The sequence below is a fragment of the Lysobacter hankyongensis genome, assembly GCF_039543145.1.
GTDB classification, from domain to species: domain Bacteria; phylum Pseudomonadota; class Gammaproteobacteria; order Xanthomonadales; family Xanthomonadaceae; genus Lysobacter_I; species Lysobacter_I hankyongensis.
Map to the genome: position 1 here is coordinate 35,358 of NZ_BAABJE010000015.1, position 14,326 is coordinate 49,683.

Annotated in this window: 14 protein-coding genes and 1 tRNA gene; 7 read left to right on the forward strand and 8 right to left on the reverse strand. The window is 66.4% G+C overall.

Going from position 1 to position 14,326, the window contains the following annotated elements; genetic code table 11:
* Nucleotides 1-397 precede the first annotated feature (397 nt).
* Nucleotides 398-2,161, forward strand: a complete 1,764-nt coding sequence (locus ABD974_RS14430) for a hypothetical protein (protein WP_345304035.1) — start codon at nt 398-400, stop codon at nt 2,159-2,161.
* Nucleotides 2,162-2,227: 66 nt separating this feature from the next.
* On the opposite strand, the gene ABD974_RS14435 is transcribed toward ABD974_RS14430, so the two are convergent.
* The 3 genes from ABD974_RS14435 to ABD974_RS14445 all read right to left on the reverse strand — a co-directional run bounded on the left by ABD974_RS14435 (nt 2,228) and on the right by ABD974_RS14445 (nt 4,693).
* Nucleotides 2,228-3,250: a patatin-like phospholipase family protein gene (locus ABD974_RS14435; RefSeq protein WP_345304036.1), complete on the reverse strand. Its 1,023-nt coding sequence runs from the start codon at nt 3,248-3,250 to the stop codon at nt 2,228-2,230.
* A gap of 114 nt (nt 3,251-3,364) precedes the next feature.
* Nucleotides 3,365-4,069: a hypothetical protein gene (locus ABD974_RS14440; protein ID WP_345304037.1), complete on the reverse strand. Its 705-nt coding sequence runs from the start codon at nt 4,067-4,069 to the stop codon at nt 3,365-3,367.
* A gap of 15 nt (nt 4,070-4,084) precedes the next feature.
* On the reverse strand, nt 4,085-4,693 hold the full coding sequence (locus tag ABD974_RS14445; protein WP_345304038.1) for a hypothetical protein: 609 nt from the start codon (nt 4,691-4,693) through the stop codon (nt 4,085-4,087).
* A 20-nt stretch (nt 4,694-4,713) separates the two neighbouring features.
* On the opposite strand from ABD974_RS14445, the gene ABD974_RS14450 reads away from it, so the two are divergent.
* The 5 genes from ABD974_RS14450 (at nt 4,714) to ABD974_RS14470 (ending at nt 11,257) form a co-directional block, all read left to right on the forward strand.
* Entirely contained in the window at nt 4,714-5,586 is an 873-nt protein-coding gene (locus ABD974_RS14450) for a hypothetical protein (protein ID WP_345304039.1), read from the forward strand.
* A gap of 157 nt (nt 5,587-5,743) precedes the next feature.
* The gene (locus ABD974_RS14455; RefSeq protein ID WP_345304040.1) at nt 5,744-6,418 is read left to right on the forward strand and encodes a hypothetical protein; all 675 of its coding nucleotides are present in this window, start codon (nt 5,744-5,746) and stop codon (nt 6,416-6,418) included.
* A gap of 46 nt (nt 6,419-6,464) precedes the next feature.
* Entirely contained in the window at nt 6,465-7,472 is a 1,008-nt protein-coding gene (locus ABD974_RS14460; RefSeq protein ID WP_345304041.1) for an XVIPCD domain-containing protein, read from the forward strand.
* A gap of 90 nt (nt 7,473-7,562) precedes the next feature.
* Nucleotides 7,563-8,432 (forward strand): hypothetical protein, encoded by an 870-nt coding sequence (locus ABD974_RS14465; RefSeq protein WP_345304042.1) that lies wholly within the window; start codon nt 7,563-7,565, stop codon nt 8,430-8,432.
* Between the two features lie 128 nt (nt 8,433-8,560).
* The gene (locus tag ABD974_RS14470) at nt 8,561-11,257 is read left to right on the forward strand and encodes a peptidoglycan-binding protein (protein WP_345304043.1); all 2,697 of its coding nucleotides are present in this window, start codon (nt 8,561-8,563) and stop codon (nt 11,255-11,257) included.
* Between the two features lie 133 nt (nt 11,258-11,390).
* Here the strand turns inward: ABD974_RS14470 and ABD974_RS14475 are convergent.
* Nucleotides 11,391-11,465: transfer RNA gene (locus tag ABD974_RS14475), tRNA-Val, on the reverse strand.
* A gap of 94 nt (nt 11,466-11,559) precedes the next feature.
* Nucleotides 11,560-12,411, reverse strand: coding sequence for a tetratricopeptide repeat protein (locus ABD974_RS14480; RefSeq protein WP_345304044.1), 852 nt, complete (start codon nt 12,409-12,411; stop codon nt 11,560-11,562).
* A 157-nt stretch (nt 12,412-12,568) separates the two neighbouring features.
* Between ABD974_RS14480 and ABD974_RS14485 the strand changes: the two genes are divergently transcribed.
* Nucleotides 12,569-12,964 carry a hypothetical protein gene (locus tag ABD974_RS14485; RefSeq protein ID WP_345304045.1) on the forward strand — a complete coding sequence of 132 codons (396 nt, stop codon included), beginning with the start codon at nt 12,569-12,571 and terminating at the stop codon, nt 12,962-12,964.
* A 90-nt stretch (nt 12,965-13,054) separates the two neighbouring features.
* Here the strand turns inward: ABD974_RS14485 and ABD974_RS14490 are convergent, their stop codons facing one another.
* The 3 genes from ABD974_RS14490 to ABD974_RS14500 all read right to left on the reverse strand — a co-directional run bounded on the left by ABD974_RS14490 (nt 13,055) and on the right by ABD974_RS14500 (nt 14,289).
* Nucleotides 13,055-13,249: a hypothetical protein gene (locus ABD974_RS14490; RefSeq protein WP_345304046.1), complete on the reverse strand. Its 195-nt coding sequence runs from the start codon at nt 13,247-13,249 to the stop codon at nt 13,055-13,057.
* Nucleotides 13,250-13,354: 105 nt separating this feature from the next.
* Nucleotides 13,355-13,981: a TetR/AcrR family transcriptional regulator gene (locus ABD974_RS14495; protein WP_345304047.1), complete on the reverse strand. Its 627-nt coding sequence runs from the start codon at nt 13,979-13,981 to the stop codon at nt 13,355-13,357.
* Between the two features lie 50 nt (nt 13,982-14,031).
* A complete protein-coding gene (locus tag ABD974_RS14500) occupies nt 14,032-14,289 on the reverse strand; it encodes an acyl-CoA-binding protein (RefSeq protein WP_345304048.1) in 258 nt (85 codons plus the stop codon).
* Nucleotides 14,290-14,326 lie beyond the last annotated feature (37 nt).

The window sequence follows — 14,326 nt, forward strand, 5'->3', positions numbered from 1 at the left end:
CATGACGAAAAAGGGCCGGCCATGCCGGCCCTTTGCTTAGGATGCAGTGCGACGCGGGTGACGCCCTTGGACCGCGTCGCGATCGTGATGGATCTGCGGGAAGGCTTCGACGGAAATTCCGACAGAACGCATCGGCACAGGGCGTCGATGGGATGCGGCATGGATGCCGGGACAGGCACCGTGCGCGCTTCGCGCAGATCGCGGCACCTTTCCCATTCACAAGGAGTGAATCGTCATGCGAAAGCGTTTATCCACGAACGTCTCTTCCGGCCGATGGCTGTCGCCCATCGCGGTCTTTTTCCTGACATGCGGACTGGCCGCATGCGATCTGCCCGGAGGCACGGGCGCCGTCGCCGCGAAGAGCGCTGCGTCGGGCCGAACCGTCGCGGACGTTTCCGTGGACGGTGCGAATTCCGTCCTCGCGCGCCAGACCTGGCCCGCCCCGAAGGTCGGTGGCCTGTCGCCTGTCTCGGGCCTCGCCGAGACGACCGTGCCGCGTCTGCCGCCGGTGGAAGACATGGAACTCACGCCGATGGAAAGCAGCAGCGATCCCGAAGGCAACGCACGACTGTCGATCCGCTTCCGCGAAGGGTCGGACCTTCCCGATGTCCTGCCGCTCGTGGTCGACAAGGACACCTTCACGTTCAAGCGCGATCCCGTAGACAAGTTCCGCTTCAACGGCATGATCCGCTTCGATTTCGACAGGTTCGTGCAGGAACAGCGCGATCGCCAGAGCCTGATCGTCGAAACCCGGGCGAAAGGAGAGGCGGTGTTCGCGGGACGCGAGTTCCTGGGCGAAGATCCGTTCGGGTTCATCGATCCCAAGGTCGTCGAAAGCGCCCGGCTGTCGTCCACGCCGTTCCAGATCAGGAAATTCACGATTTCGATGCCGCCATCCGCGGTCGATCCTCGGCGCGAACTGATGATCACCGATCTGTCGGTGGTCAACGATCCGACCCGCACCTTCGACATCTGCAACAACACCGGCAATCCCAACGGCGCCTGGACCTTCAAGACGCTGATGACCAACATGGCCAATCAGCCGTTCACCGGCATCGATCCGGCGGTCTTCACCGAGAACTGGTTGCAGAGCTGGAACGTCAACCACACCATCAACACCTTCCCGGTGCCGGCGCGGCCGAACATCGGTGGACTGGTGTTGAACTCCTGGCCGCGGATCGGCGGCAAGCTCGATCTCGATCGCGCGCCGTTCCGTCTGCTGGCGATCGTCAACCGCGTCGATCTGCGCGGCAATTCGGTCTATGGCGGCGGTTCCGCGGGCGAGGGACGGCTGGTCTTCGGCGTGGTGAACCGCAATGTGGCCGGCGGCTGCTCGACGACGCCCTTCACCGTGATCTTCGAATACGGCGTGCCGATCAACGGCTGCACCAACGTCAAGAACTACGCCCAGCAATGGGTGAATCTCGGCAACATCGCGCTCGGCAGTGCGGCGTTCAATCCGGCGCTCCAGGCGATCACCGATCAGTTCACCTCCGCCAACGCGGCGCCGAACAAGCCCAACCGCAGCGCGCTCAACCAGTTGCGCACCAACGAGAACGCGCTGAATCCCCTGTGGGAGTTGCGCGAGTTCGTGCTGCCGGGCCGGGGGCCGGTCGTGACGATGCTCAACATCACGTCGACCAAGCAGACGCCGCACCACACCCGCAACAACACGGCGCTGCTCGCGAACTACATCAACACCAATTCCGCCGCCATCCTCGGCGGCACCTATGTGGTGCCGACGACCTGGACGGGGCAACCGTTCCTGACCGGTTCCAACTTCAACTTCTCCGTGGCCGACAGCGCCGTCTGGAACGCGCCCGGTGTCGGTAACCAGCAGCGTCACCTGTTCTCGCTGGGCACCTGCAACGCCTGCCACGGCGGCGAGACGCGGAACCAGCCGTCGGATCTTTTGTTCCTGCACATCGCACCCAGAGCGCCGGCGGCGGTCAGCGGGCTGTCGCGCTTCCTGGTGGGCAACGGCACGCTCGCGGTGCCGACCACGTTCAACAAGCCGGATCCGATCAACACGCTGCCGTCGCGCCCGTTCGGCGATCTGCTGCGTCGCCAGCAGGACCTGGCAAACCTGATGAACAGCAGCTGCCTGTCGACGGGGCTGCTGCAGGCCATCCAGTTCCAGCCGCTCGACATGGTGCATTGAGTCGCGGCGTTGCCTCGACGCGGAAGGGCCGGCATCGCCGGCCCTTCCTTTACAGGCATGCGGCGCTCAGTTGCCGCGCGGTTTGCACTTCCGTTCCTGACCCAGCAGTCCGCCGATCAGGCCGGGTTCCTCGCATTTTTCCGGTAGTGGCGGAGGCGGGTTGCGCTTCGCGGCCTGCGCTGCGGCGCGCGCCACGCGCATCTGCGCGAGCTTCGCGCGGATCTGCGGCAGCGCCGCCAAGGCGGCCTTCTCGCCTTCGAGGATGACCGCGTTGCGGCGCTCGAAATCGGCCGGGCCGACATCGTTCACCCGCGGACGGATCACGATGTCGGCGCGCGCCAGTTCCTGTTCGCCGAGCTTCTGGCCCATGATCGTGATCGATTGATTGACCACGCCGAGCATGGATTCCGGGGTCTTGCCGGTGGTCTTGGTGGAGATGTCCACGGCGATGACGAAATCCGCGCCGAGCTGGCGCGCGGCATCCACCGGCACCGGGCTGACCACGCCGCCGTCGATGTAATAGCCGTCGCCGATCTTCACCGGCTCGAACACACCCGGAATGCTGCAGGAAGCGCGCACCGCCTGGCCGACGTTGCCGCGGTTGAAGACGGTGCGTTCGCCGGTCTCCAGTCGCGTCGACACCGCGGCGAACGGTTTCTTCATCTTCTCGAACGGCCGGTTGCCGACCATCTCGTTGACGTAGTCCTGCAGCTTCTGGCCGCGGACCAGCCCGCCGTTGAACAGGGCGACATCGCGGATGCGGGCTTCGTCCAGCGACACCGCATGCTCCTGCAACTGGAACACGTCCATGCCGCTGGCGTAGAGCGCACCGACGACGCTGCCGGCGCTGGTGCCGGAGACGACCTCTGGCTTGAAGCCGTTGGCTTCCAGCATCTTGATCACGCCGATGTGGGCGAAACCCTTGGCCGCGCCGCCGCCGAGCGCCAGGCCGATGCGGATCTTCACCGGCGGCGTGGGAACGGCCGGTTTCGCGACGGGGGCGGGCGGATTGGGCCGGACGGGCGGGCCGCCGCAACCGGCGGTGAGGGTCAAGGCGAAGGCGAGAAACGCGAAACGCAGCGATGTCATGGGATAGGCGGGCGAAGTGCGGAATGCGGGCCTATGATCGCAGCAAAACACGGCGGCGGACGCCGGGCAGGTTGTCCCGGGCGTATCGCTTCACGCCCCGATCATCGGACGCGTTCACCAGAACGGATGCGAGCGCATCGGCAGGCGCTCCGGCGGAATCGCGTCCAGCCAGGACAGCGGCAGGTTCCACAGGATCATCAGGCCCACGGAGCACACGAACATCGCCGCAAGCGCGGCTGGATATTTCCAGCGACCTTGCGGCTGCGCAGCGTTGCGCGCGGTCTGCCCGCCGGCCCAGACATGCGCCAGCGCCATCGTCGACCCGTAGGCGAGGGCGACGAACAGCCAAAGCAGCGCGCCGGTCGGCAGGGTCCGCAGGCCGAGCAGGAAGACACGGCCCTGCTGTTCGATGAAAACGCCGTAAAGTGCCGTGATCGCGAAGACTTCGCCGGTCGTGTAGCGCCAGCGCCGCAGCAGCCACCACCACGCCAGCCACCAGCCGGCATAGAAGCCGATGGCCATCAGCAGGTCGGGCAGCAGCTGCGGGTGGAACAGCGCCGGCTCGGCGGCATCGCGGATGACGTTATGCGCCCATGCGCCGGTTTCCAGCACCAGGCAGGCCGCGAGGGTCGCGACCAGCAGGCGGCGTCCGTCGGGAATAACAGCCGGCAACCGCCAGTCCCGGCACAGCGAGGCGACCAGCAGCGGGTAGGGCAGCAGGACCGGTGCGCCGATCGAAGCGGCCAGCGTCGCCAGACCGCTGAGCGCGAACAGAAGGCGCCGCCCCGGGTGAGCGGGCTTGCGCGCCGCTGAGGTCATCCGCGCCTTCCGCGGTTACTGCGTGGCGAACAGAGCCTGCCTGACTTCTTTCGGAAGTTCGATGGCCTGCGCGATCAGCTTCGCGTTTTCGTTGAACAGTCCGCAGGTCTGCTCCAGCGGCACCTGGGCGCCGGCGGCGAAGTCCTTCATGTCCTGCTCGACCATGCCGACGAACTGGCTCTGCAGCGCGGGCGCCAGCGTGTCCGGGTTCATGCCGGCCTCCGCGAAGATCGCCCGTGCGCGCGTCAGTTCGGCGCGGTGGACGTCTTCGTAGACGGTGACGAAGGCCCGCAGATCGACGCCGCGCTGGCGGCAGTACTCGGGACGGGCCCGGGTGTTCATGAAGTAGGAACCGAAGAAGATGCCGGCGGCGGTGCGCGACCGGCTGACGGCATCGCCCTTGCCGAGGCTCTCGCGGGCCTGGCGTACCGCCACTTCCTTCATCGCATCGCTCTGGGCCATGCCCGGATGCGTGCGTGCCGCTTCGGCCTTGAGCGCGTCGATCTGGGTCTTCACGTCCGCGGCCGTGGGTGGGCGTGGCGGCTCCGGCGTGAGCGCGTGGTAGGCGAGGATGCCGGCGACGAGGCCGATGGCGGAGATCAGGACGATGCCGGCGCTTTTCATGACGAGGTTCCCCGGGAGACGTGGCCGAGTGTAGCAACGCCTGTCCACGTCCCGTTGTCATCGCCAGCGTCCCGCGGCATCTTGATCTCCGGTGCCGTGGACGAGGGGCGGTGATGGCTCTGACGCAAATGGGGTGCGAACCGGCCATCCATGCGCGGTTCCCGCGCGACTCGTCGGCGCCGGCATGGCTCGCCCGCGTGCTGTCTGCCGTCGCCTGCACCCTGCTGTTGACCGGATTCGCCCGGATCGAAGATCGCGTGGAGGTCCATGGCGACGGCTCGGCCACGGTCCGTCGCCATGCCGAGTTCCAGGACTGGTCCGGCTGGGCCCGGCTTGCTGGCGAAACCCGGGACAAGATCGACGCCCGCGATGCGCGGCACGCGGCGATGGTCTGCGACATGGCCAGGGAGGTCGGCTGGTCGGCATGCGAAGTCTCCGGCAACGTTGTCGAACTGGAACGCGGGTTCGGCAAGGACGATTCGCCGTTTTCCGGTGCCGACCCGGGCCGCGCCTACCTCGCGATCGACCGCTACCTCGACCATCCGCTGTCGCGGCCGATGCTGCGGCCCGCGCTGCTCGGCCTGCAGGCCGGCGACGACGAGCAGAAGACCCGCGCCCTGCTGCAGGGCATGGGCTATCGCCACCAACTGGAGGTGATGATGCCGGGCGATATCCGCCTTCTGCTGGGACGCGAGGTCTCGGGCATCGGGCGGACCGTGCGTTTCGATCTCATGGATCCCGATCCGCCGCCGGGCGTCGATTTCGACAGGGACGGGGCCAATTTCATCGAGTCGTCCGCCGGGCTGTTGCACAGTCGCTGGTTTCCGGGGCTGGTGCTTGGCCTGCTGGCCTTGGGGGGAATCGTCGTCGTCCGCAGGTTGCGGAACGGCTGAGCCGAAGGATGCGCGCCATGTGCCGCCCCGACGCGCGGTCTCCATGTCCCTTCCGTCGTGGGCCGGGAATTGCTAGCCTGCGGGCTGGGTGTTTCCGCCCGGCGCCCGTCCGTGCCGGATCGGAAACTTCATGCAGACCGGAGGTCACGGAACGGACATGGGCCATGCCTGGGCGACATCGCCGGATCGGAACGGCTACGCGCTGGTCGCGCGGATGCCTGTTCGTGCGTTGGCGGTCGCGCCGGTGATCCAACCCGTCCTTGCTCCCATCCCTGTTCCCGTTCTCGAACGGCTGCTCGTCCTTTTCGCGGCGCGCGGCGGGCTCGATTGGGCGACCTGTGCGTCGGTCCCCGGCCTGGACTGGCGCGACGTCGCGCCGGTCGAGGACGTCGAACCGGACGATCCGCAGATCAACCTCTCGCGCAGCGGGACCCTGCTGCTCGCCGGCTTCGGGGATACCTGGTTGCCCGACGGCGAAGGCGATGTGCGCGAAGGCAACGAAGGCGAATCCGGCGTGACCCTTTTGGGAAGCGCCAGCCGCGTCGAAGCCGTCGCGGTGGTCAAGTGCTATCCGAGCGAAGACATCGCGACGATTCTTCGCCGTCAGTGTCCGTCCGCGATGGTCGAACCGCTGGCGCCTGGCGCCGCGGGGGATCGCGGGCTCTCGTTCCTGATCCGCCTGCGCGGCTGCGTGCCGCTGCGTGCGGACGTTTTCGTCGACGAAGAGGGAGGTTCCAGCAGTCCGGGCTCCACCACATTCCTTTTCCACCGAAGCGCGCCGGACGATGAGCCCGGCGGAAAGATCGCTGAAATGCGATGTCGTGAGGGCTGACCAGCACCGAGCGACATCTCGTTGAATATCCATTGGAGACAGCTTGATGGCTGATATTCGACAACAGGCAGTGGCCACTGCCGATGAGTACCGACAGGGCACGATCGCGACATTGGACGACGCGACGACCCGCAGGCTGATCGCCTCCACCGTGATGACCGAAAGTCACGGCGGCGAACTGGCCGCTTCCAATCGCCTGGGATTCGTTGGGCGCTACAAGGCCGGCGCTGAATTTCTCGCCGAAGCCGGCTATGTCGATCGCGACAGACTCGACCAGGCCATGAGCGGGCACCGCTCGGAATGGGCGTGGGCCAAGACCGGTGGCATGGCCGCATTCCTTGAAGACCCGGCCAACTGGAAGAACGGGCTGACGCTCGACGCGTACAAACAGTCGCCGGACCTGCAGGACCGCGCGTTCAAGGTCAATGCCGAACACGACTACGCCCGCGCCCGCGAGCAGGGCATCCTCGGCGACGACGAGAAACCCGGCCGCGTCGCCGGCTTCCTCAAGGCCGCGCATGTCGTCGGCTTCAACAGCGCCCGTGAGGCGATGACCGGCGGGCGCGCCTATCGCGACGTCAACGGCGTCAGCAACTACGACCTCATCCACGACATCAGCCGCAACCGCGATGGCCTCGACAAGCTGATGGCACCCGACGCGCGCGTCGAAAAGCCGGCCGCCGCGACGCTGCCGGCGTCGGTGGCGCATGCCGATCATCCGGATCACGCCCGTTTCCGCCAGATCGATGCCGCGCTGGCCGGTGTTCCGGGCCTGGAAGGCGAGACCGCGCGCCAGCGCGCGGCCGCGTCGATCATGGTCGCGGCCCGCACCGCGGAGCTGCAGCAGGTCGATCACGTCGTTCCGGGGCCCGGCGGCACCGTGTTCGCGGTGCAGGGCGATCTGCGCGACCCCTCGCATCGCCTCATGTCGTTGAACGTGGCCGAGCTGGTCGCCCAGCCGGTCGAAAAATCCACGGCCCAGCTCGCGGCGCTCGCCGCGCCCTCCGATCCCGCGGTCGATGCTCAGCGACAGGAGCGCGGTCGTACCGTCTGACCATCTCCCGCCGCGCTCGGCAGATTCCGAGCGGCGGATTCCGATACGCCAGCAGCATCCATATCCCAGAAGCACGAAGGACCAGCACTCATGCGCTACCGAATCATTCCCCTCCTCATCGCCGGACTGCTGTCGGCCGCCTGCAAGCCTTCGGAGCCGGCCGCAGGCGCGGTCGCTGCGGCGCCCGCAGGCACGGCGCCCGTCGAAGCGGCGGCCGTCGCAACGCCGCCGGCCGCGGCCTCGCCGGCTACGCCGGCGGTCGATGCCGCCTTCGCCAAGGACATGCCCTACGCGACGCTGCGCAGGCAGTTGCTCGATGCCGGCTGGCTGCCGTTGCGCGACCCCGCCTGCTGGGAAAACAACGCAGGTCCTGCATCCAGCGTCTGTGGCGAGTTGCCGGAAGTCGAAAGTTGCAGCGGCGATGGCTACTGCAATATGGCCTTCGCCAATGCCGCCGAGGGCACGCGCATCGACGTCTCCACCTATGGCCCCTATGAGCGCTGGAACAAGTCCGGCGAAGAAGGTTCGGTCGCGGTGCAATCGTGGAAGGTGTCGCCGCTGGCGGCGAATGCGGCGGCCATGGCATGTCCTTCCGGCGATTTCGAAGCCTTCCTGCAGGATTTCGCCGCCGACGAGAAGATCGAACGCGCCTTCATCGCTCCTCTGGTCAAGGTGGCCGAGCTGGGCGGCGGCGAGGAAGGCGACGACACCGTCCTCGTCTACGAGCCCGGCGCGAAGTACGACGACTTCAATGTGACCTACGCCGACAAGGCCTTCCATTTCGTCGACAGTGAAGGCGCGAAGGATGCGTCGGCGTTGCCCCTCAAGATCGAGGCGCAGGGCGACGACGTGCGTACCGTCCGCTACCAGTACGGCATGTCCGAAGGCAATTCCTACCGCTTCGAGCGCAAGGACGGCTGCTGGTACCTCACCCAGGATCCCGAACCCCCGAGTCCCTGAGGCCGCGCGGAAAACACCCGCGGTTTCGCGTCAGTCATCAGAGCGAGAGCGGGGCGGAGCGCCATGTCGAATAAGCGTCGGCGCAGCCCGCCCCCCACGATGTTTCAAGTCTATTGGAGAGACTTCCCATGCCCAAGATCACGATCTACGAAAGCGTCGGCGGCAACAGCGAACTGGTCACCAACTACGGCCAGCTCGAGAACCATCATCCGAGCAAGCGCCTGCAGGAAAGCGGTCGCGTGTATGCGCGCGTCAACGGCGAGAACGAGGAAATCCTCGGCAACTACCGCGGCACCGCCGTGCTCACGCCGGGCGGCGAATACATGGTCAGCAAGGACATGGTGCTGACCGCGCCCGGTCTGTCGAACGGCAACGTGCCGATTCCTTCGCCCGCGGCCGGCGTCATCGGCAAGATCGATCGTGAAGACGGCGTGATCACCATCAACGACCCCAAGACCGGCGACACGATGTTCCAGATCCGCCACGCGCAGATCGATGCGAACCTCAAGGCCGGCGACAAGGTCGAATACGGCCAGCCGCTCGGCAAGCAGCACGGCTACAACAACGGCAATCCGAACGCGTTCCCGGACCACGTGCACTTCGACGTCAACACGAAGTACATCGCCCAGGCCGACAAGTGGATCAAGGACATGCACGCCGGCACGCTGACCACGGACCAGCGTCCCGCGCAGACCGAAAACCTCACCAACGCCGCCCCCACCTTCGTGCCGATTTCCGGCACGTTCCCGAAGCCGGCCGATCCGCCGCTGGCCGACGGCAAGCTGAGCTTCGGCGAGAAGGGGCCCGAGGTCGAGAAGCTTCAGCGCGCGTTGATCGCGGCCGGTGCGGTCGATGCCGAAGGCAAGGCATTGAATCCCGATCAGGATTATGGACGCCGCACGCGCGAAGCGGTCGAGGACTACCAGCGGAAACACGGCCAGACCGTCACCGGCGTGGCCGACCAGAAAATGCTGAGCGATCTGGGCGTGATCGCGCCGACGCAGCAGACGCCGACGCAGCAACCGCCTGCCCAGCAGACCCCGACGCAACAACCTCCGGCACAGCAGGCGCCCGTGCCAGAAACGCCCGCGCAGCAGACACCGGCGCAGCAGGCGACGCCCGGCAGGATTTCCGGCGGGCCGAACGACTACGGCTCCGACAATCCGCTCGGCAACCTGATCGCGCGCGGCGAAGGCGACTATGGTTCGTACAACCGCGGCCGTGCCGGCGACGCCAGGGGCGACAAGATCGACTTCTCGCAGATGACCGTGGGCGAAGTCATGCGTCGTCAGGATCTGCCGGCGGGCGATCCGGATCGTCTGTTCGCGGTCGGCAAATACCAGGTCATTCCGTCGACCATGAAAGGCGCGGTCGATACCCTGGGCATCGACAAGGATGCGAAATTCACGCCGCAGTTGCAGGAGCGGATCTTCGCCGACTATCTGATGGACGAGAAACGCCCGGACATCAAGGCCTACGTCACCGGCAAGACCAGCGGCCCCGAAGGTCTGGAGCGCGCGCAGTACGCGACCGCTCTGGAGTGGGCCAGCGTCGGCGATCCGCGCAAGGGCGGCGCCAGCCACTACGGCGGCACCGCCAACAACGCCGCATCGATCACGCCGGACGAAGTCGGGCGGAAATTGAACGACATGCGCGACCAGTACCAGAAGAACGTGGCCGCCGGCATGAATCCCGATGAGGCCTATCGCGCGCTGAGCGGCGATCCGAAAAACTTCGGTCAGAACCAGTCGCAGGGACAGACCACCGGCCAGAAGGGCGGCCTCGACGACAAGCTGCTGGTGAAGGAGGAACGCGGCGAAGGCGTGCGCCGGCTGCAGGAAGCGCTCAACAATGCCGGCATCCGCGACGACCAGGGCCAGCCGCTGCCGACCACAGGCTATTTCGGCGACAAGACCGAAGCCGCGGTACGCAAGTATCAGGAACAGAAAGGCCTCGAAGTCGACGGCAAGGCGGGCGAGAACACGCTGAAGTCGCTGGGCATCTTCCCGGGCCAGGAACAGGCGCCGGCGCAGCCGAAGGCGGACACACCGACCCAGCCGCAGCCGAACACGCCCACGCCGACGCCTGCGCAACCCGAGCAGACCACGCCGCAGCCGACGCAACCGCGCGCCGACACGCCCGCACAACCGCAGCCGAACGCGCCGCAGCAGCCGAATGCCACGATTCCCGCGAACGTGGCGGCGAGCGAAGGCATCCTGCAGCAGGGTTCGACCGGCCCCGAAGTGGCGAAGCTGCAGACGATGTTGAACAACCAGGGCTTCCGCGGCCCGGACGGCCAGCCGATTCCGACCAACGGCACCTTCGACGCGGCGACGACGCACGCGCTGAAGGCGTTCGAGAAGGAGAACGGCATGGATCCGAACGGGATCGCCGGTCCGAAGACGCTGGAGGCGCTGTCGAAGGCGGAGCAGTCGCCGAAGCTGTCGAGCCCGAACCATCCGGACAATGCGCTGTACCAGCAGGCGATGAAGGGCCTGGAACAGATGCCCGCGGGGACGTTCAAGAACGCGCAGGAGCGCGAGAACGCGGCGGCGACGATCGCGTTCGAGGCGAAGGTGTCGGGCCTGAGCCAGATCGACCACGTGAAGTCGGCGGGGAACAACGCCGGTTTCTTCGCGGTGCAGGGCGGTCTGGAAGATCCCGCGAACAAGCGCGTGTACGTGGATCGCGAGCAGGCGGCGCAGCAGACGGTGCAGCAGAGCACGCAGCTGATGCAGCAGAACACCCAGAACCAGCAGCAGACGCCGGCGCCCGCGCAGGACACGACGCAGCAGCGCGATACCCCGCGGACCATGATGGCCTGATGCGGAGACGGCAGTGGGCGCACGCCATGCGCCCACTGCCGGGCCCATCTGTTTCGGGCCCCTGAAACGTGCGTCCGTGAAAATCGGGCCCGTGAAAAGCGAAAGCCCGGCCGGAGCCGGGCTTTCGTGGAACTGGTGGGCGGTGCAGGGTTCGAACCTGCGACCCTTGCCGTGTGAAGGCAATGCTCTACCGCTGAGCTAACCGCCCGATGTTCGGGTCGATCATTTTACGGAGCTGACCGCGCCGAGGCAAGTCGTCGAGGGCGCGCCGTGTCCGGACCGGCGGCCGCGGGCTCGGACCGTCATTCGATCTCGGACTTCGCGTAAGCCGCGTCCAGCGCCTCCATCGCGTCCAGCGGCTTGGATTTGGCGGCTTTTTCGTAGGCCGCGGCGGCATCGTCCTCCTTCTTGTCGCCGTGCAGCAGCATCAGCAGATTGCCGTGCTCGATCAGCGCGATCGGCGATGTCGGCGTCAGCTTCAGCGCTTCCTTCATATGCTTTTCGGCTTCCGAGGCCTTCGCGCCGTAGGTGAGGCCGCCGATCATCGCGCCGATCTTCGCGATGATCTCGCCGTGATACAGCGCCATCGCGGTATGGGCTTCCGCGTGCTTCGGTTCCAGTTCCAGCGCGGTGTCCAGCGATGCGCGGACCTTGCCGGCGATCCCGTCCTTGAGGGCCTTGGCGATCGACAGCCCCTGGCTGTAGCGGCCCAGCGCGAACGCGTGGCGATAGTGACTGTTGGCGTCTTCGGGCAGTACCTTGATTGCGGCTTCCGCCAGCTTCGCGGCCTGTTCGAAGCGTTGGAGTTTTTCCTTGTCGTCGTCCACGAGATAGGTGGCATGGATCCCGATCGCCTTGGCTGCGACCGATGCGCCCACGGGCCCCAGGGCTTCACCTGCCTCGTAGGCGGTCTTGAAATCGCCGCGGTGGAACGCGCGCCAAGCGTCCTGCAGCGCTTCCGCGAGCGCACCGGCATCGAGGCCTTTCGGTGCGGCCTTGCCCGCGGCCTTGATCAACGCGGCGGCGCGCTTGTCGTCCGGGAAGGGCTCGCAGTCTCCCGCGTGCAGTTTGGGCCATGCTTTCTTCAGCGCATCGCCCGCGTAGGCGTAGGCTTTGGCGTCGTGGGGAAATGCGGCCCAGGCGGATTTGGCCATGTTTCGGGTCCTCTCGATGGAAGCCGCCAGCATCCCGCGAGTTGCGGGGCGAGGCAAGCCCCGACCATACGGGCTAGTGTGTTTGCTCGGCCGTTGCCGCGCATGCTGGCCTCATCCCAAGCCGGGTCGACCGGCCCCCCGCAACCGGAGCACACGCATGGCACGCAAGAAGATCACCCGCACCGTCCCCGACGCGAACGCGCGTCATTTCTGGCTCGCCGGTCTCGGCCTCGTTTCGATGGCCGGTCGCACGACCGTCGCGACGGCCGCGCAGGCGGTCGATCGCGTCGTCCAGGCGCGCCGTCAGGCGGCCGCCGCCGTCGGTCAGGCGCAATCCCGACTGATCGAAACCGCTGGCGACCTGCGTGGCCAGATCGGCGAAGGTGTCGCTCAGGCCAGCCAGAAGATCGAAACCGCGCTCGCGCCGCTGATGGCGAAGTTCAAGCCCGGCAAGGCCAAGCGTACGACGCGTCGCGGCCGCAAGCCGGTTGCCAAGAAGAACGTGCGTCGCACCGCGAAGAAAGTCGTCGGCAAGCGGACGCGCAAGGCCTGATCGACCTTCGATCGGTTTTCGCAGCAGCAAAAAGCAAGGGCGCCATCGGCGCCCTTGCTTTTATGGCTGGACCAGTCGCTCGAAGGTCGCTCAGGGGATCGGGCAACCGTACCTCGCGAGGCAGTCCTCATACCTGGAATAGCATTCGTAATACGAGACTCCGCTGGCGCGACACTGGCGGAACTGCTGGTAGCACGGATTCGGCGAACACGCGGCGTTCGCGAGCGTACCGGCGATCATGAGGGTCACGCCCGTGGCCAGCGCCGCGATCATGGAACGTTTCATCGTGAAACTCCTTCCGTTGGATGTCCCCTGTGCGGCTGAAGATAGCCCGACCCGGCGCCATATTTTCTTGCGCATGCGCACGCTTCCGCGCATTCGTCACGGGGCTTATTCGATGTAGGCCCGGATCAAGGTGTTCAGATGCAGGCGTTCCGCGTCGCGCAGGAAGGGCGCCAGCAGCATCATCACCTGGACGATGCCCTGGCGGATCGCGATCTGCTCGTCGCGATCGCCGCGCGCGGCGGAGTAATTCAGCCAGAACGTCGACAGCACGAGGACATTCGTGGCGGCCGCGTCGAGCTCATCGGCCGATGCGCGCATGATTCCGGCCTGCGACAGGCCGCGCATGACCCCGTGGGCGCGATCGTCCGCGCGTTTCAGAATCCGCGCGAAACGCAGTCGCAGGCGCCGGTTGCGGCTGAGGATCTCGACCAGGTCGCGGTAGAGGAAGCGATAGTCCCAGATGCACTCGAACACGAGATGCAACTGCAGCCAGATGTCTTCCAGCTCGGGCAGTCGTCCGCTGGGCGCAGCGAGCGCGTTGTCCATGCGCTCTTCGTAGCGCGCGAACAACTGCTCGATGATGTCGTCCTTGTTGCGGAAGTGGTAGTACAGATTGCCCGGGCTGATTTCCAGCTCGTCGGCGATGTGGTTGGTGGTGACGTTCGGCTCCCCCTGCGTGTTGAACATCGCAAGGGATGCGTCGAGGATGCGCTGTCGCGTCTGTTTCGCCATCGGAGCGGCGGCTGCGTCCGGAGGTGCCGGCGGAAAGTCGCCGGCACGGCTCAGCCGGCCAGCTTCTTCACCAGATCGATGTACTTCTTCCGGGCATCGTCCTGGCCGGTGCCCTTGAGCTTGGCCCAGGCTTCGTATTTGGCGGTGCCGACGAAATCGAAAAAGCCGGGCTTGTCGCCATGAACGTCGCCTTCGGATCCCTGTTTGTACAGCGCGTACAGGCGGAGCAGGGTGTCGTTGTCGGGACGCTCGGCCAGGCTCTGGATGTCCTTGGCGGCTTGTTCGAATTGGCTCTGCAGGTCGGACATGGTGTGATCCCTCCGGTAAGGCGGGCATGACAGCATG